The sequence below is a fragment of the Reyranella sp. GW821-FHT14A01 genome, assembly GCF_058803965.1.
In genome coordinates, this window is the sequence record NZ_JBXAPM010000010.1 from 172,308 (window position 1) to 189,894 (window position 17,587).

Below are 17,587 nucleotides of genomic sequence, written 5' to 3' on the forward strand. Positions count from 1 at the left end.
ATGATCTCCCTCCAGAAGCTGCTCGACCGCCTGCCCGGCATCGAGGAGGCGCACGCGCATTGCGACATCCCCTGCCGGATCTACGACACCGCCCCGGCCCTGATCGCCGCCGTCTCGGTGGTGCGCATGATGGACATCCTCCACGAGGTCGCGGCCAAGACCGATGCCGATCCCGTGTCGAAGCAGAACACCATCGCGCGTAACGTCGCGATGAAGGAAAAGGAGGCGGAGAAGGTCAAGCAGGAAATCCGCATCATCTGGGGCGACTACTTCAAGGCGCCGCAGATCGAGAAGTATCCGGAGATCCACGACCTCGCGCACAAGATCATGCTGGCCGGCAGCGCCTGCAAGCAGGACGTGCACCGCGCCGACGGGCTGAAGCTGGTCGACCTCGTGAACCGCTTCGCCGAGATCTACTGGGCCACGAAGGACATCAAGACCGTGCGCAAGCCCTGCCCCTACCCGCCGAACATCGAGGTCGTCTATCCCGTCCTCTGAGGAGGCCGGCCAAGGCTGGCTCGGCTGGCGCATCATCCGCGTACGCGGCCGCAGCATGGTCCCCACGCTCGACGACGGCGACCACGTCCTGCTGAAACGCTACGGCCGCTTCCGCCGGCCGCAGCCCGGCGATGTGGCCTGCATCCGCCGCGGCGACGGACCGATGCTGATCAAGCGGCTGGGCGCCCGCGATGAGGCCGGACGGTTCGGCCTGTCCGGAGATGGCGCGGCCTCGGCCCCCGCCATCGATCTCGGCTATGCTTCTGAGCGAGAGATCGTCGGGCGAGCGGTCTTGCGCGTGTCCGGCGATGGCATCCGGCTGATACGCCGTCTGTGAACGGATTTCACAAATCCTGCGAGCTGCCATTGGCTACTGCCCGGCGGTCGCAGTGACTATTTCGTCGGGTGTGGCGCGGGCATTCGCGCCGGTCCGACGAAATGGAGCCCGACGTGAAATTGACCGACATCCTTCCCAGCAAGCTCGGCTTCGGTGCCGCGCCCCTCGGCAACATGTTCCGCGCCATCCCCGAAGAGGAGGCGCAGGCCACCGTGGAGGCGGCGTGGGCCGACGGTATCCGCTACTTCGACACCGCCCCTTTCTACGGCGCGGGCCTGGCCGAGATCCGGATGGGCGCCGCCCTGCGCGGCAAGCCGCGCGACCAGTATGTGATCAGCACCAAGGTCGGCAGGATCATCCTCGACGAGGTCGAGGACGTCTCCGCCCGCGACCTCGGCGAAAAGGGCGAGGTGTTCAAGCACGGCCGCCCCAACAGAGTCGTGAACGACTATTCCGAGGACGCGACCTATCGCTCGATCGAGGACAGCCTGAAGCGGCTGGGCACCGATCACATCGACATCGCCTTCGTGCATGACGTCGCGCAGGACTTTTATCGCGACGAATGGCTGGGCGTCTTCGAGAGTGCGCGCAAGGGCGCCTTCAGGGCCCTCGACCGGATGCGCGACGAAGGCGTCATCAAGGCCTGGGGCCTCGGCGTGAACCGGGTCGAGCCGATCGAGCTGCTGCTCGCGCTCGAGGAGCCGCGACCGGACACCTTCCTGCTGGCCGGCCGCTACACGCTGCTGGACCACGGCCACGCCCTGCAGCGCGCCCTGCCGATGGTGGCCGAGCGCGGCCTGGGCATCGTCGTCGGTGGCCCGTACAGCTCCGGCGCCCTGGTCGGCGGGCCGAACTTCGAATATGCGCCGGCGACGCCGGAGATCGTGGCGAAGGTGGCGGCCATCAAGGCCATCGCCGATCGCCACGGCATCTCCATGAAGGCCGCCGGCCTGCAATTCTCGCTCGCCCATCCGGCGGTCGGCGCGGTCATCCCCGGCGCCAGCCGGCCCGGCCGTATCGCCGAGGACAGCGCGGCGCTCGCGGAGAAGATTCCCGACGCCTTCTGGCGGGAGCTGCGCGACGGCGGGCTGGTCGATCCGGCCGCTCCGCTCCCCACCGCCGCCTGAACCATTCCCATCGGAGAACTGCCATGCGCGCTCTGTCTCTCTCGCGTCGAACCCTTTTGGCCGGTGGCCTCGCCACCCTCGCGGCCCCCGCCCTCGCGGAACGCACCAACCCCGGCCCCGTGACACTGGGCCAGGTCTCCCTCAGCTTCTACGCCGTGACCGGCGCCGTCGTGCACCAGGTGCTCGAACGGCTCGGCCACCAGGTGACGGTGCGCGAGGGGCTGCACGAGCAGATGTTCCCCCTGCTCGCCAGCGGCGAGATCGACCTGATGGCGGCCGCCTGGCTGCCGGAAGGCCATGCCGACTACTGGCGCCGCTACGGCGGATCGGCGCGCGAGGTGGCCCGGCTCTACGAGGGCGCCCATTTCTTCTGGGGCGTGCCGGACTATGTGCCCGCCGACACCGTGCGCACGATGGCCGACCTCGCCAAGCCTGAGATCGCCGCCCGCTTCACCAAGGGCATCCAGGGCATCGGCGCCGGTGCGGCCATCTCACAGCTCACGAAGACCGCGCTGTCCGCCTACGGGCTCGACCCGCTCGGCTACAGCTTCGCGCCCGGCACGCAGGCCCAGTGGATACAGGCCTATGAGACGGCGCGGGCCGCGAACACCTGGATCGTGTTCCCGACCTGGGCGCCGCAATACCTCAACCGTGACGGCAAGCTCCGCGCGCTCGGCGATCCCAAGGGCATCCTGGGCGGCAAGAACCACGCGAGCCTGGTCGCGCCGGAACAGCGCTGGCAGGCTCTGCCCGCCCGCACCCGGACCGTGCTGGCCCGCCTGTCGCTGGGCCTCGACGCCGTGACCGAGATGGACTGGCAGGTGAATGCAGGCGGCAAGACTCCGCGTCAGGCCGCGGCGGCGTGGATGGCGGCCAACCCGGCTCAGGTCGAGGCCTGGTTCGTCGACTGAGCGGCGGTGCGGCTGCGCGAGCTGGTCGACGCCAGGAACCTCGCCATCCGGGGGACGGTGAAGTCCAGGAACACCTTCACCCGGGCCGGCAGCAGCTGGGCGCCCCGGTACACCGCATGGATCTCGTCCCAGGTTTCGAGACCATGGTCGGCCAGCACCTCGACCAGCGCGCCGCGGTCGATCGCCTCGCGCAGATGGTACTCGGCAACGCGCGCGATGCCGACGCCGGCGATGGCCATCCGGCGCAGGGTCTCGGCATTGTTGGCCAGCAGCGACCCGCTCAGCATGCGCTCGACGATGCGGCCGCCCTCCCGCATCGGCCAGACCGGCTGGGAGCGGCGGAAGTTGAAGCCCAGGCAATTGTGCGCCGCGAGGTCCTCGGGCGTGCGCGGCGTTCCCCGCCGCGCCAGATAGGCGGGCGACGCCACGATGCAGCGGCGCGTCTCGCCGATCTTGCGCGCCATCAGGCTCGAATCCGGCAGCGCGCCGACGCGGATCGCGACGTCGGTCCGGTCGAGATAGAGATCGACCATCTCGTCGGACAGCGACAGGTCGACGACGACGCCGGGATAGGCCTCCAGGAAGGCCGCGAGAACGGGCTCCAGCGCCGCCGACCCGAAGGTCACGGAGGAGCTGACGCGGATCACGCCCTCCGGCTTGGCGTTGCCCTGCGCCAGAAGCTGCTCGGTCTCGTCGATCTGGGAGACCAGCGACCGGCTGCGCTCGTAGTAGAACTGCCCCTCGCTGGTCAGGACCAGCCGCCGCGTCGACCGCTCGATGAGCCGAACGCCGATGCGAGCCTCCAGCCGCGCGATCAGCTTCGAGACCGTGGACGGCGTCATCAGCAGCAGCCGCGCCGCCTCGGAGAAGCTCCCCGCCTCCACGACCCGGACAAACACCATCATCTCGCCCGCGCGATTGTCCATGACGCCCCTGCTGGTTCATTTCGACTTTGGCCGATGCGGCTCCGCAGCCGCAAGCGCGGAGCCGCGCGACCAGCGGCCTCAGCCCTGCCTTGACCACGGCTTCGGCATTTCCCACCTAGAGCGTTCATGGGCCAGATTGAATCGAGCCGAGCATTCCAGCACCGACCTCACCCTGAGGAGCATCGCGCAGCGATGCGTCTCGAAGGGTCGGAACGCGCACCTTGCCTGTTGCCCATCCTTCGAGACGCGCCGCTTCGCGGCGCTCCTCAGGATGAGGTAAGTGAGTCGTGACGGGCCCCCTGGGCTGCTCTCCCCGGTCGCTTCGGCGTGCGGTGCGGCCATGAGCGGCGGTCTCGTGGCGCTGCTCGACGACATCGCGTCCCTGGCGAAGCTCGCCGCCGCCTCGATCGACGACATCGCCGGACAGTCGGCAAAGGCCGGCGTCAAGGCGGCCGGCGTGGTCATCGACGACACGGCCGTCACCCCACGCTACGTCACCGACTTCAGCCCGGCGCGCGAGCTGCCGATCATCGGCCGCATCGCGCTCGGCTCGCTGCGCAACAAGCTCCTGATCCTCCTCCCCGCGGCGCTGGCCCTGAGCCTCCTGCTGCCCGGGGCGATCACGCCGCTTCTGATGATGGGCGGGGCGTACCTCTGCTACGAAGGCGCGGAGAAGCTCTACGAAGTCGTTTTCCCGCACGAGCCGCCGGCTCACGCGGCGACGATCGAGCCGGTCGCCCTCGATGCGCAGACCCTCGAGGACCAGAAGATCGCGAGCGCCATCAAGACCGACTTCATCCTCTCGGCCGAGATCATGGCGATCACGCTGGCCGCCCTGCCCGCGGACGGCTGGCTGAAGCAGGCGATCATCCTTGCCATCGTGGCCGTCGGCATCACCGCGGCGGTCTATGGCGTCGTGGCCCTGATCGTCAAAGCGGACGATGTCGGCCTGGCGCTGGCCCGGTTGTCGCCGGCCTCGGCGCTTGCCGCGCCGTTGCGCGTCGCGGGCCGCGCGATCGTGCGGGCCATGCCGCATCTCCTGAAGGCGCTCGCGGCGATCGGCACGGCAGCGATGATCTGGGTCGGTGGCGGCATCATCCTGCACGGCCTCGACGCCTATGGCCTGGGCGGACCGACGCATATGCTGCACGACGCCGGCGCCGCCGCCGCGGGCGCCGTTCCCGTGGCCAAGCCGGTCGTCGCCTGGGCGGTGGAAGCCGCCGGCTTCGGCGTGGCCGGACTTGTCATCGGACTGCTGGCGATCCCCTTGACCAGCCGCGTGCTGTCGCCGCTCTGGCGCCGGGTCAAACCGCTTGGCCGCCGGATCCTGTCGCGAGGCCGGGCCTGACGGCGGCACGCGATTCCGGTCGAAGGAATATCCTTCCCAAGTGCTCTGGATGATATGCATTCCGCGTCATTGCACCGTCATGCGACCATCGATCACTAGGTCCGACACCGTCACCAAGGACGATTCGTCGGACGCAAGGTAAAGCACGCCGTCGGCGAGTCCATCGCTGTGCCGAGCCGCCCCTCGGCGTGCGCCAGGTCAGCGCCTTGCGTCCCGCCGCCCACTGCGCGGACCAGGCAGTCGAGCACAGCAAGCGCTCGTCCGGCAGCATGTCCAAAGGCAGCGCGAACCGCCCCGCTGAAGACGCCTGCAGCTGCCGGACCCGGCACTCCCCACCTCGGTGACGACCACCCGCTCGGGCCGATGGTGGGCGATGGCCTCGCCCAGCTGGCCGGTGAAGGAGCCGCGATTGTCGGGCGCGTCCAGGGTCACGTCCTCGACCGTCCAGCCCCGCCCGCGCAGCTCACCCTGTGCATTTGTCGCCAAATACACCAAGTCCCCGCTCTTTGGATCGTGTGACTAGCTGCTGAGTAGTTGCTTAAGCGACGCCTATTGTCCTCCACCGCCCAGGTATCCGCCTGCGCCCAAAAGCGGCGACATGGCAGAATTCCTCAGCTATATATGCCCGCCATGCTTGCATCAACAATTGTGGGAATCGATGCTCAGGTCCAGACGGTTCAGTGCGGATCGGCACCATTCCCCTCCAATGGAACACAAGCTCGCGCTGCCGCTTCTCAAGGAAATTTTGGTTCAAAGCGGAAGCCATACCATTCGCTTCGAGCATTTGTTCGTATATTGCCCGGCATGCCGGTCGGCTCGAGTGCCACTTTGGCCTTAGGGCCTGTCTACTCGAACGCACGCCAGTCTGGAGGCATCGGCATCTGATGTCCGATCTAGCATTTGAAATCTTAGTCGATGATTCCCTTTCCGATGTAACCTCGGTCTCCGAACTCAAGCATCTGGTCAATAAACGTGTATTGAGTCTGATTAACGACTACGAAGACGCAGAATGGCGCTACCCTAAGTTCCAAAATTACTTATGGGACAACATCGCCCTGACTGCGCTGTCGGCGAAGGAGCGATCAGCTCTCATTGACCAAAGCCACAGCAGCCTTATCGCCGCTGCGCAAAATCTGCGACTTACAGACAATGATGAGATCGGACAGGGCAGCGAAATTGCAGAGGTCTTCCTGTACGGCTTGATGCGGCATCGCTTCGGCGCTCTACCTGTCGTTCCGAAGATTTTCTATAAGCAGAATGTTCAAGACAATGCCAAGGGCGCGGATAGCGTCCATATCGTCATCAACGGGGACGACTTCACACTCTGGTTCGGCGAAGCAAAATTCTACAACTCAATCGCAGACGCCCGGCTCGATTCAGTCGTGACTTCGGTGATGAATTCACTGTCAACCGACAAACTAAAAAAAGAAAACGCCATCATTACGAGTGTATCTGACCTTGATGGCCTACCCATCGCTGCGGGGCTTCGAAGCAGGATCAAGGCCGCCCTAGATAACAGGGAATCCATCGATACCCTAAAGTCAAGAATTCACATTCCCATTCTGCTGCTGCACGAGTGCTCAACCACCTCTGGTACGACAGACCTGAGCGCAGATTATAAGGCTGAAATTATAGCCTTCCACAAAGAGCGAGCGAGTGCCTACTTCCTCAAGCAAGTCGCAAAGTCGGGCGGAGTTCATAAGTATAAAGATCTGCACTTTCATATCATCCTCTTCCCAGTTCCCAACAAGAAAAAGATCGTCGATGCCTTTGTGCAGGCCGTTGCTTTCTATAAGGGTAAAAAGTGATGGATATTTTTGCGATTTGCCACGAGATCAACGCGCTTCTTGCGGGCAAGAACGAAGTCGCCGCCAGAAATATCCTGATACGTCTACTGGCGGACCTTCACCACTCCAAGACATCCTACCCGCAAGTCGTCAATCACATGATACGAGCGACCGGGCTCTTCCCATACTTGCAACTCACGAACGCCTCGTGGGACGATAAATATGTCCACCACGCGTTCGAGGTTGATGTCGGTCGGCGCGTGGCGACCTTGCACCGCGAGCAGTCAAGCGTTCTCGCCAAACTCCTGGACGGCCGAAACATTGCAGTGAGCGCTCCGACCAGCTTCGGGAAGAGCTTTATCATTGACGCCTTCATCGCGGCTAAGCAGCCTGACAACGTGGTGATCATAGTTCCAACCATCGCACTAATGGATGAAACTCGCCGTCGATTGTTTAAGAAATTCTCCGAACAGTACACGATCATAACAGCACCAGAAACGCGACTCGGCACCAAGAACATCTTGATATTCCCGCAGGAACGGGCCTTTGGCTATGTATCGGCGCTAGAGTCAATCGATCTACTGGTCGTTGACGAGTTCTACAAGGCCAGCGTCGCGCATGACCGGGAACGCGCGCCCTCGCTAATAAAGGCGATCCTAAAACTGTCGAAGAAGGCGAAGCAAAGATATTATCTCGCTCCGAACATCAAGAAACTCAGCGATAACGCTTTCACGCGCGATATGGACTTCCTGGAGCTCCTAGACTTCAACACCGTTTACCTAGATATCGAAGAAACCTACAAAGAGCTCGGGAAGGATGAGACCAAGAAAGCAGATAAACTAATTGAGCTGATTTCGCCCGGCATTCGGAAGTCTCTCATCTACGCAGGTACCTACTCTGAAATTAAGAAGATCGCCGATCTCGTCATTGCGAGAATCGAGCCTGTCGATCGAATATACACCAGTCATTTCTCGAAATGGTTAAGGCAGAACTATCAGCCGGACTGGCAGCTGGCTGATTTGGTCGATCGGGCAATCGGCGTTCACAATGGCAGCATGCATAGATGCCTTAGCCAGTTGCAGATAAGGCTTTTCGAATACGAAGATGGGTTTGATAGTATAGTATCTACGTCCTCCATAGTCGAAGGAGTGAATACATCTGCACAGAACGTGATCGTGTGGCGAAGCAAACTAGGAAGCACTAATCTCAAAGACTTTACCTACAAAAACATCATCGGCCGAGGAGGTCGAATGTTTAAGTATTTCGTGGGTAACATATACCTTCTCGACGCACCGCCGAGATCCGAGGATACTCAATTAGATATCGAGTTTCCCGAGGAAATACTCGGCACACTAGATGAAGAGCACGACGCAGATCAACTCACCGACCGACAAGTCGAGCGCATCATCGAATATCGGACACAGATGTCATCAATTCTCGGGGGTGAGAATTTTTTGCGCCTTAAGCGGGAGAACATCCTGCAGGACAGTGATGCCGATTTTTTACTTCAGCTGGCCACAGACATGAAGAACAATCCAAACGAGTGGCGCGGTTTTGGCTATCTAAATTCTAGCAATCCGGAGCATTGGGACTACATGCTCTATAAGATTCTCAGAATTAAGCCCGGCAACTGGGACACACAATTTGGCAAACTCGTGACTGCCACCAAAGCTATCTCATACAACTGGAATCGCGCACTTTCAGAGGTGATCGCATCTCTCAAGAACAATGGAATCGGCATCGATGACTTTTTCAAGCTCGAACGCACGGTCACGTTTAAATTGTCAGCGCTCCTCAGCGACACGAACGAACTTCACAAGATAATCGTCAACCCATCTATCGATATTTCGCCCTTCATCGCGAGGATGAGCCGCGCTTTCTTGCCCAGCGCTGTTTATCATCTGGAAGAATATGGACTACCTCGCATGATCTCGAAAAAGATCCATGTGGCGGGTTTGATTAATTTCGAAGATCCGAACATGGACTTGTTGCTAGCGTTGGAACGCTTCAAAGACCTTGGTAAGGACGCGGTGTTGGCGGTTAGATCGCTCGGCGCTTTCGATAGGTATGTTGTGAAATTTTTCTTTGATGGAATAACGCCGGATGAGGCTGTTGAGACCGCCGGCGCCGACTAGCCCCAAATGGTTTCGGCCTAGTCTCTATTGATCGCTGCCACCACTATCTCAACATCTTTAGAACCGAGCGCCTCTGCAATCACTTGTGCCAACGCTCGCTTAAAATTTTCTTCATCCTTGAATAGTGAGGCAAGCTGCTTAGCTTCGGATATCTTGCGCGAAGCAATTGCGTTCAGGAATGCCCTCGCCAGCGGAAGGGCCAGATCACCGTTGTTTGTTACGGCACCTGCGTATGAGAGCTTCTTTAATAGCAGAATTGCGCGCACCCCGAGCGCGACGATCTCATTCTTAAATTTTCCTTCTGCAATAAGGTGCTTAGCGTAGCGTCCAATCGACAGCCCTCTCCCTGCCAAATGAGCAAAAAACAACGCGCCGCCGTCAGAAGCGAAGTGGCCAAGATACTTACAAGCCTGAGGGGACTTGCGATGAACCGAACAGTATTCTGGGTGATGGTTCACAAAATCGAAACCTGTCAGATCATTCAATCCAATTGATTGCTCAAACATAAACTCAAGGCAGTAATATCCGTTAAAGTAGTCAATATTGTTGTGTTGATCATACCACCACGGCCCATCTCCCTGCGTTGGATCGTAGATTGGGAACTCGGATGAGCGATCTGTATCGCTGATCAATATTCTCAATGCTGGGATTTTATAATCAATAACTTCGACCCAGTATGCCTTCTGCTTCCCTAGAAGCTCTCGGAAATTGAAACTGAACCTCACGTTGCCATAACGAAATCCATTCCCCCAATAGTTGGGTGAACACCAGGACACAAGGATACGGCGCTGATTGAGCTTGGACATGTCATACACTAATCCAGCATCGATCTTGCCAGCCTGAAGAATCCCAATCGCACTTTCTACATGACTGACATGCGACACCTCAGTGAACGGTTGGCAGTCTTTGTTAATCCAGTTCGCCTTCGTCGAAGGGCTGCCAATTGAGTATGTATTCCACTCGTTCATCTTAACCCACCACGTCAGCACCGGCGGGCGTACCGATGCACCAAGAGTGTAGCCGATGATTTGTGCCGAGCCGTTCCGATTCGCGCGCAGCGCTCGCAGTTCATATCCAACGCGTAATTGGATGCTAGGTCGGCGACGCAGCCCAGGAAGGTGTGGTCGACGGGGTAGTCGTCGGCGGTCATGCCATTCAGAATTTGAACTGCAGGCCTGCAATCAGCAAATTGTAGGACTGCCGCCCCAAACTCACCGTCCAGGGATCCGTCGGCAAGTGAGGCGGAAGCGTTTCGCCGAACGTGTACTGCGTGGGATTGATGGAGAGGTGCCTGTATTCGGCGAACAGGAGCAGGTTCCTGGCCACCTCCCCTTTCAGTCCGGCCTTGAATTGCAGGGCGAAGGCCGTCGCCGACGCATCCGGCCATGAGTCGAAGTGATTGATGCCGGGCTCGCTGGGGTTCGTGGAATTGGCCCCCTGGATGGACAGGCGCGCCACGCCCGCTCCCACGCCGAGATAGGGGAAGATCTTGCTGGATCAGGGCGTCTGGACGGTGAAGACCGCGTTCGCGAGCACCACGCCGACGGTCATGGGGAGGGTGACATCCTGCGTTCCCAGGACGCCGGGGGTGATGGGCATGTCGCCGACCGGCGATTGCTGCCCGATATAGATGCTCTCCCGCTCGGCGGCGGGCTTCAGGGCCCATTCCGATGGCCCGAAGGTCTGGCGCTTCCCTTCGTAGCCCGCCTGGAGGCCCAGCACGCCGACGGATACGCCGCCGGTCTTGCCCTGCGCATCGACGCCGACCCGCGCGTTCAGGGGGCCGGGAAGATAGAAGCCCCCTTCCTGCCGCGCGCTCATCGACGAGGCCGTGCCGGCGCCGCCGAACAGGCCGATGTAGAAGCCCTGCCCGCTCGCCATGACAGTGCGGATTGCGCGGAATTATGCTATTCTAACCTTGCTTCAGACCCTGCGCCCGCGGACGTCGCCGACGCCCATAAACGAAACAAGCGAAATAAACGAAACGAACGAATCGGAGAAGGCCCCTCCCGGAACGCGGTGCCTGGATACCTCTCCCGCGGAAGGGTTGCAGCGTCTCGGCACGGCGCTGGCGGACATGAGCCTGAAGATCGGGGTCACCAACGCCGACGTCGAGGCGCTCGGCGAGGTCCTTGGAGAGGCCCATGACGTGCCGCGCGCTGAACGGACGAGTAGCTCACATCACGTGGGAGCAGATCCCTCGCAAAGGCTCGGGATGACGCGCGCGGCGCGTCACTCCCACTCGATCGTCCCCGGCGGCTTGCTGGTGATGTCGTAGGTCACCCGGTTCACGCCGCGGCATTCGTTGATGATGCGGTTGGCGACGCGGCCGAGGAAGGCGTGGTCGAACGGGTAGTAGTCGGCAGTCATGCCGTCGGTCGAGGTGACGGCGCGCAGCGCGCAGGCCTGATCATAGGTGCGGCCGTCGCCCATCACGCCGACGGTGCGGACCGGCAGCAGCACGGCGAAGGCCTGCCAGATCTCGTCGTAGAGGCCGGCCTTGCGGATTTCGTCGAGATAGACGGCGTCGACCTCGCGCAGGAGGTCGAGCTTCTCCCTGGTGATGTCGCCGGGGATGCGGATGGCGAGGCCGGGGCCGGGGAACGGATGGCGGTTCACCAGGTCGGCCGGCAGGCCCAGCTCGCGGCCGAGCGCCCTCACCTCGTCCTTGAACAGCTCGCGCAGCGGCTCGACCAGCTTCATGTTCATGCGCGCCGGAAGCCCGCCGACATTGTGGTGGCTCTTGATCGTCACCGACGGTCCGCCGGTGAAGGAGACCGATTCGATCACGTCGGGATAGAGCGTGCCCTGGGCCAGGAACTCGGCGCCGCCGATCTTCTTGGCCTCGGCCTCGAACACGTCGATGAACAGCGCGCCGATCGTCTTGCGCTTCTTCTCCGGGTCGGTGACGCCCGCCAGTGCCTTCAGGAAGGTCTCCGAGGCGTCGGCATGGATCAGCGGGATGTTGTAGTGGTCGCGGAACAGGCGCACGACCTGCTCGCCCTCGTCCTTGCGCAACAGGCCGTGGTCGACGAACACGCATTGCAGCTGGTCGCCGATCGCCTCGTGCAGCAGCACGGCCACGACACTCGAGTCGACGCCGCCACTGAGGCCGCAGATGACCTTGCCCTTGCCCACTTGCGCGCGGACCTGGGCGATGGCGCGCTCGCGGAAGGCCGCCATCGTCCAGTCGCCTTTGGCGCCGGCGATGTTCAGCGCGAAGTTGCGCAGCAGCTTGGCGCCGTCGGGCGTGTGCATCACCTCGGGGTGGAACTGCACGCCGTAATAGCCGCGGCTCTCGTCGGCGATGGCGGCGAAGGGCGCGTTCTCGCTGGTGGCGACGACCGAGAAGCCGGCCGGCAGCTTGGTCACGCGGTCGCCATGGCTCATCCAGACCTGCTTGCGGTCGCCGGGCTGCCAGACGCCGTCGAACAGGCGGGTCGAGGCCTTGACCTCGACCTCGGCGCGGCCGAACTCGCGATGATGGCCGCTCTCGACTTGGCCGCCCAGCTCCTTGGCCATGGTCTGCTCGCCGTAGCAGATGCCGAGGACGGGCACGTCGGCCTTGAAGATGGCGGGATGGGCGGTGGGCGACTGGCCCTCGGTCACCGAGGCCGGGCCGCCGGAGAGGATGATCCCGCGTGGATCGAACGCCTTGATCTTCGCGTCGTCGACGGACTGGAAGGGCAGGATTTCGCAGTAGACCCCGGCTTCGCGCACGCGGCGGGCGATCAGCTGGGTAACCTGGGAACCGAAATCGACGATCAGCAAACGGTCGGTCATGGGGCGATATAAGCGCGACCGGCCGGGGCAGCAACCTCTGTCGTCAAAGGTCCCTCACTTCGTTCGGGATGACAGCGTTTTTTGCATCGGCGCACTGCGCAAATCCCACAAAAATTGTCATCCCGAGCGGAGCGAGGGACCTTTCGCTTGTGGGCTCAGTCGTCCGCCGCCAGCTTGCGCCGGATCAGCGGCGCGCCGAGGTTGCGCCAGACATAGGCGACCTCCTCGACGTCGGCGCCGCCCATCGTGTCGACCCGCTCGCCGATCCGCTCCCCGCCCAGCCCCTCGTAGAAGAAGCGGGTCGGGTTCTCGGCCAGCATCCACAGGACGGCGGTGTCGCAGCGATCGGCCTTGAGCTGCCGGAACAGCGCGTCGAGCAGCTTGCGGCCGAGCCCCAGGTTCTGGAAATCGGGCTCGACGTAGAGCGTGTAGACCTCGCCGACCTTGATCTCGCGCCCGTCAAGGCCTTCGGGCGGATCGCGCACCGGCCCGCAGCTGCCGAAGCCGACCACGCCCATGTCCCGGTCGTCGGCCACGAAGACGCCGCGCGCCTCACCGGGGTCCTGCAGGAGCTGCGACCACCAGGCCGACTGGCGCACGTCCGACATGGCGACCAGCATCGCGTCGGGCAGCAGGCCGGCATAGGTCGCCTGCCAGGTCTCCACATGGACCCGGCCGATCGCCGCGGCGTCCTGCCGGGAGGCGCGGCGGATGCGGATCATTCTTCGCTCTCGACAGCTTCTGCCACCGGGGCAGGTTTCTCCGCCGGCTTGCGCACCAGTGCGGCGGCAAAGAAGCCGTCGGTCCCGTGCTTCAGCGGCGACAGGCGCAGGTACGGTCCGTTCTCGACCTCGGGCGGCGGCTCGGTGGAGAGCACGTCGCGCCACAGGGCGCCGACCGGCACCACCTCGAAGTTCTCGTTGCGCTCCAGGAAGGCGGCGATCTGCTTCTCGTTCTCGGCCGGCAGCACCGAGCAGGTCGCGTAGATCAGTCCCCCGCCCGGCTTCACCAGCTTGGACGCGGCGTCGAGGATGGCAGCCTGCTTGGGCAGCAGCTCCTCGAGGTCCTTCGGCTGCAGGGTCCAGCGGCCGTCGGGATTGCGCCGCCACGTGCCCGTGCCGGTGCAGGGCGCATCGACCAGCACGCGATCGAAGGCGCCGGCGTGGCGCTTCAGCCATTTGCGGCTGTCGGCGTCGATGGCGCGGCGCTCGACATTGTGGGCACCGGCGCGACGCAGCCGCTGCGCCGAGCGGTCGAGCCGCGATTCGTAGACGTCCATCGCCACGACCCGGCCCTTGTTGTTCATGCAAGCGGCCATCGCCAGCGTCTTGCCGCCGGCGCCGGCGCAATAGTCGACGATCTGCATGCCGGGCTTGGCGTCGACCAAAGCGGCCACGAGCTGCGAGCCCTCGTCCTGGATCTCGACCAGGCCGTTCTGGAACGCCTCGCCCTTCACCACCGAGAGCCGGCGGCGCAGACGCAAGCCATCCGGCGCGTAGCGCGTCGGCTCGGTCTCGATGCCCTCGCGGGCCAGCGCCTCGCGCGCCTGCTCCACCGTCGCCTTGAGGCGATTGACGCGCAGGTCGACCGGCGGCGGAGTCTCGATGGCGGCAACTTCCCGACCCCAGCCTTCGCCATAGGCTTCCCTGAAGTGCGGCGCGACCCATTCCTGGATGTTGAGGCGCACCCAGTCGGGCTGCTCGGGATGCGGCAGCGAATGGCCTTCCATCTGGCGCAGCGCGCGATACTCGGCATCGTCGAGCCGCGACGGACGATAGGTGCCGCCGTCGAACAGGCTTTCGAGTCCCGCCATGTCGAGCCCCTCGACCAGCATCAGGTCGGCCGCGACGATGGCGCGGGCGCCACGATCGGGATGGCGCGTGCGATCCAGCCACCAGGCAAGCTGGCCGTAGCGGCGCAGGATGCTCCACACGCGATCGGACACGGCGCGGCGGTCTCCGCCGCCGATGAAGCGGCGCGCGCGGAAATAGGCGTTTGCGACAAGATCGGCCGGCCGCCCTCTTTCACCCATGAGGCTATGGCTGACGATTTCGTCGAGGAGTTCTATGGTGGCCGCCACTCGCGCGCCCGGTGTCACGTCAGTCTCCTTTTCAAAGCATGCCGCTACGATGAATAAGCCCGACGCGCAACGTCCCCGCTCCGAGTTCCTCCGCCGCATCGCCCTCGTCCTCGTCTCCCTCGTCGTGGGGCTGGGGCTGATCGAGCTCGGCCTGCGCGCCACGACCTGGAGCTGGCTCTTCGCCTGGCCGAACTTCGTGCTCGATGCACGCAAGGTGCTGGTCGAACGCGATGCCGGCCGCATGCTGCACGACGAGCGGCTGGGCTACGTGCCGCGCGCCGGCTACACCGCGCCCGGCATCACGATCGAGGAGAACGGGCTGCGCAGCACCGGCGCGGCGCCCGCGGGGTCCAAGGCGCCGATCCTCGTGGTGGGCGATTCCTTCACCTTCGGCGAGGAGGTGAGCGACGGCGAGGCCTGGCCCTCGGACCTGCAGCGCATCCTGGGCCGCCGCGTGCTGAACGGTGGCGTCAGCGGTTACGGGTTCGACCAGATCGTAATGCGGGCCGAGGCGCTGGCGGCTCTCTACAAGCCCAAGGCCATCGTGGTCGCCTTCATCGCCGACGATATCCGCCGCACCGAGATGCGGCGCATGTGGAGCGCCGACAAGCCCTACTTCGACCTCGAGAACGGCACGCCCCGCCTGCGCAATGTGCCGGTGCCGCCGCCGGTGCCGGTCGAGACGACGCTCACCTTCTGGCAGCGGACCCTCGGCTATTCCTTCGCCTTCGACTTCGTCATGCGCCGGCTCGACCAGCTGCACGATTGGTTCGGCGACCATATCCGCGTCCATCCCGACGGCACCGGCGAGCGCATCTCCTGCCAACTCACGGCGCGGCTGGCCGAGCTGCAGAAGAGCAGCGGCGTGCCGGTCCTTCTGGTCGCCGAATACGATCCGGTCGTGTGGGACCATCCCGAGTTCGCCCCGGAGCAGCGCCGCATGACCGAGGGCCTGCTGGCGTGCGGCCGCAAAAACGGCCTGGCGACGCTCGACAGCTACGCCGCGATGGCCAACACGCCCCGCCCGCGCGGTCTCTACGTGCTGTGGCACATGAATGCGGCGGGCAACGCCCTGATCGCCCGCCTCGTCGCCGAGGCGCTCGGCGCCTACATGCCGCCGCGGTAGTTCGGCGCCTCGCGCATGATCTCGACATCGTGCACGTGGCTCTCGCGCAGGCCCGAGCCGGTGATGCGCAGGAACTGGCAATTGGTCTGCATCTCGCGGACCGTGGCGTTGCCGGTATAGCCCATGGCCGCGCGCAGGCCGCCGACCAGCTGGTGCAGGATGCTGCTCACGCCGCCCTTGTAGGGCACGCGACCCTCGATGCCCTCGGGCACCAGCTTGAGCGTGCTCTGCACCTCCTGCTGGAAGTAGCGATCGGCCGAGCCGCGCGCCATGGCGCCGATCGAGCCCATGCCGCGGTACGACTTGTAGGAACGGCCCTGATAGAGGATCACCTCGCCCGGCGCCTCGTCGGTGCCGGCCAGCAGCGAGCCGATCATGGCGCAGTCGGCGCCGGCGGCGATCGCCTTGGCGAGGTCGCCGGAATACTTGATGCCGCCGTCGCCGATCGCGGGAACGCCCGCCGCGCGGCAGGCTTCAGCCGCTTCCATGATGGCGGTGAGCTGCGGCACGCCGACGCCGGCCACCATACGCGTGGTGCAGATCGAGCCCGGACCTATGCCGATCTTCACGGCGTCGGCGCCGGCATCGATCAGCGCCTGGGCGCCCTCGCGCGTGGCGACGTTGCCGGCCATGACCTGCGTATAGTTGCTGAGCTTCTTCACGCGCGTCACGGCCTCGAGCACGCCGCGCGAATGGCCGTGCGCGGTATCGACCACGATCACGTCGACATCGGCGTCGATCAGCAGCTGGGCGCGGATCAGCCCATCCTCGCCGACGCCGGTCGCCGCGGCGGTGCGCAGGCGGCCCTTCTCGTCCTTGCTGGCGCCCGGGAACTTGTTGGCCTTCTCGATGTCCTTGACGGTGATCAGGCCGATGCAGCGATAAGCATCGTCGACGACCAGCAGCTTCTCGATGCGATACTGGTGAAGCAGGCGCTTGGCCTCCTCCTTGGTGGCCCCCTCGCGAACCGTGACCAGGCGCTCCTTGGTCATCAGCGTGCTGACCGGCGTGCCGCTCTCGGTGGCGAAGCGGACGTCGCGGTTGGTGAGGATGCCGGCCAGCTTGCCGCTGCCGCGCTCGACCACCGGGATGCCCGAGATCTGGTGCATCTCCATCAGGGCCAGCGCGTCGGCCAGGGTCTGGTCGGGATGGATGGTGACGGGGTTCACCACCATGCCGCTTTCGAACTTCTTGACCCGGCGGACCTCGTTGGCCTGCGCCTCGGCATCGAGGTTCTTGTGAATGACGCCGATGCCGCCGGCCTGCGCCATGGCGATCGCCATGCCCGACTCGGTGACCGTGTCCATCGCCGCCGACATCAGCGGGATGTTCAATTCGATGGTCCGCGTGAGGCGTGTGCGGGTGTCGGTCTGTCCGGGCAGCACCGACGAGGCAGCAGGCTTCAGGAGGACGTCATCGAAGGTGAGCGCTTCCTGGATCTGCATACCAACCTCCATTGTGGAGAAACAAAAACGGCGGCCCTCGGAGGGGCCGCCGGGTTGGCGAGCCTTTATACACACCGCCACGCA

The 17,587-nt window shown here is 63.7% G+C and carries 17 protein-coding genes; 8 read left to right on the forward strand and 9 right to left on the reverse strand.

The features are described from left to right. From sodN to AC1ROX_RS19015, 4 genes are all read left to right on the forward strand, one after another. Window positions 1-498 (forward strand): superoxide dismutase, Ni, encoded by a 498-nt coding sequence (sodN, locus tag AC1ROX_RS19000; RefSeq protein ID WP_493127953.1) that lies wholly within the window; start codon window positions 1-3, stop codon window positions 496-498. A gap of 34 nt (window positions 499-532) precedes the next feature. Then, window positions 533-835 (forward strand): S24/S26 family peptidase, encoded by a 303-nt coding sequence (locus AC1ROX_RS19005; protein ID WP_493128206.1) that lies wholly within the window; start codon window positions 533-535, stop codon window positions 833-835. A gap of 113 nt (window positions 836-948) precedes the next feature. Further along, the gene (locus AC1ROX_RS19010; protein WP_493127955.1) at window positions 949-1,962 is read left to right on the forward strand and encodes an aldo/keto reductase; all 1,014 of its coding nucleotides are present in this window, start codon (window positions 949-951) and stop codon (window positions 1,960-1,962) included. Window positions 1,963-1,985: 23 nt separating this feature from the next. Beyond that, complete coding sequence (locus AC1ROX_RS19015; protein ID WP_493127957.1) at window positions 1,986-2,873, forward strand: glycine betaine ABC transporter substrate-binding protein; 888 nt, start codon at window positions 1,986-1,988, stop codon at window positions 2,871-2,873. Here the strand turns inward: AC1ROX_RS19015 and AC1ROX_RS19020 are convergent. Then, complete coding sequence (locus AC1ROX_RS19020) at window positions 2,846-3,799, reverse strand: LysR family transcriptional regulator (protein ID WP_493127959.1); 954 nt, start codon at window positions 3,797-3,799, stop codon at window positions 2,846-2,848. The genes AC1ROX_RS19015 and AC1ROX_RS19020 overlap by 28 nt on opposite strands. Window positions 3,800-4,139: 340 nt before the next feature. Between AC1ROX_RS19020 and AC1ROX_RS19025 the strand changes: the two genes are divergently transcribed. Continuing rightward, a complete protein-coding gene (locus AC1ROX_RS19025) occupies window positions 4,140-5,147 on the forward strand; it encodes a DUF808 domain-containing protein (RefSeq protein WP_493127960.1) in 1,008 nt (335 codons plus the stop codon). A gap of 198 nt (window positions 5,148-5,345) precedes the next feature. On the opposite strand, the gene AC1ROX_RS19030 is transcribed toward AC1ROX_RS19025, so the two are convergent. After that, window positions 5,346-5,639 carry a cryptochrome/photolyase family protein gene (locus tag AC1ROX_RS19030; RefSeq protein ID WP_493128208.1) on the reverse strand — a complete coding sequence of 98 codons (294 nt, stop codon included), beginning with the start codon at window positions 5,637-5,639 and terminating at the stop codon, window positions 5,346-5,348. Window positions 5,640-6,031: 392 nt separating this feature from the next. Here AC1ROX_RS19030 and AC1ROX_RS19035 point away from each other — a divergent pair, with 392 nt between their 5' ends. Both AC1ROX_RS19035 and AC1ROX_RS19040 read left to right on the forward strand, forming a co-directional pair. Further along, window positions 6,032-6,955: a HamA C-terminal domain-containing protein gene (locus tag AC1ROX_RS19035; protein ID WP_493127962.1), complete on the forward strand. Its 924-nt coding sequence runs from the start codon at window positions 6,032-6,034 to the stop codon at window positions 6,953-6,955. After that, window positions 6,955-9,069: a DEAD/DEAH box helicase gene (locus tag AC1ROX_RS19040; protein WP_493127964.1), complete on the forward strand. Its 2,115-nt coding sequence runs from the start codon at window positions 6,955-6,957 to the stop codon at window positions 9,067-9,069. The genes AC1ROX_RS19035 and AC1ROX_RS19040 overlap by 1 nt, the downstream gene beginning before the upstream one ends. 17 nt (window positions 9,070-9,086) lie before the next feature. On the opposite strand, the gene AC1ROX_RS19045 is transcribed toward AC1ROX_RS19040, so the two are convergent. The 6 genes from AC1ROX_RS19045 to AC1ROX_RS19070 form a co-directional block, all read right to left on the reverse strand. After that, window positions 9,087-10,037 (reverse strand): hypothetical protein, encoded by a 951-nt coding sequence (locus tag AC1ROX_RS19045; protein ID WP_493127966.1) that lies wholly within the window; start codon window positions 10,035-10,037, stop codon window positions 9,087-9,089. Between the two features lie 187 nt (window positions 10,038-10,224). Further along, window positions 10,225-10,527 (reverse strand): hypothetical protein, encoded by a 303-nt coding sequence (locus AC1ROX_RS19050; RefSeq protein WP_493127968.1) that lies wholly within the window; start codon window positions 10,525-10,527, stop codon window positions 10,225-10,227. 39 nt (window positions 10,528-10,566) lie between these two features. After that, window positions 10,567-10,950: a hypothetical protein gene (locus AC1ROX_RS19055; RefSeq protein ID WP_493127970.1), complete on the reverse strand. Its 384-nt coding sequence runs from the start codon at window positions 10,948-10,950 to the stop codon at window positions 10,567-10,569. A 351-nt stretch (window positions 10,951-11,301) separates the two neighbouring features. After that, complete coding sequence (gene guaA / locus AC1ROX_RS19060; protein ID WP_493127972.1) at window positions 11,302-12,852, reverse strand: glutamine-hydrolyzing GMP synthase; 1,551 nt, start codon at window positions 12,850-12,852, stop codon at window positions 11,302-11,304. Window positions 12,853-13,007: 155 nt separating this feature from the next. Beyond that, window positions 13,008-13,574: a GNAT family N-acetyltransferase gene (locus AC1ROX_RS19065; protein WP_493127974.1), complete on the reverse strand. Its 567-nt coding sequence runs from the start codon at window positions 13,572-13,574 to the stop codon at window positions 13,008-13,010. Then, on the reverse strand, window positions 13,571-14,950 hold the full coding sequence (locus tag AC1ROX_RS19070; protein WP_493127976.1) for an RsmB/NOP family class I SAM-dependent RNA methyltransferase: 1,380 nt from the start codon (window positions 14,948-14,950) through the stop codon (window positions 13,571-13,573). The genes AC1ROX_RS19065 and AC1ROX_RS19070 overlap by 4 nt, the downstream gene beginning before the upstream one ends. 31 nt (window positions 14,951-14,981) lie before the next feature. On the opposite strand from AC1ROX_RS19070, the gene AC1ROX_RS19075 reads away from it, so the two are divergent. Beyond that, window positions 14,982-16,058: an SGNH/GDSL hydrolase family protein gene (locus AC1ROX_RS19075; RefSeq protein WP_493127978.1), complete on the forward strand. Its 1,077-nt coding sequence runs from the start codon at window positions 14,982-14,984 to the stop codon at window positions 16,056-16,058. Here AC1ROX_RS19075 and guaB read toward each other — a convergent pair. Then, on the reverse strand, window positions 16,040-17,503 hold the full coding sequence (gene guaB, locus AC1ROX_RS19080; RefSeq protein ID WP_493127980.1) for an IMP dehydrogenase: 1,464 nt from the start codon (window positions 17,501-17,503) through the stop codon (window positions 16,040-16,042). The genes AC1ROX_RS19075 and guaB overlap by 19 nt on opposite strands. Between the last annotated feature and the right edge of the window lie 84 nt (window positions 17,504-17,587).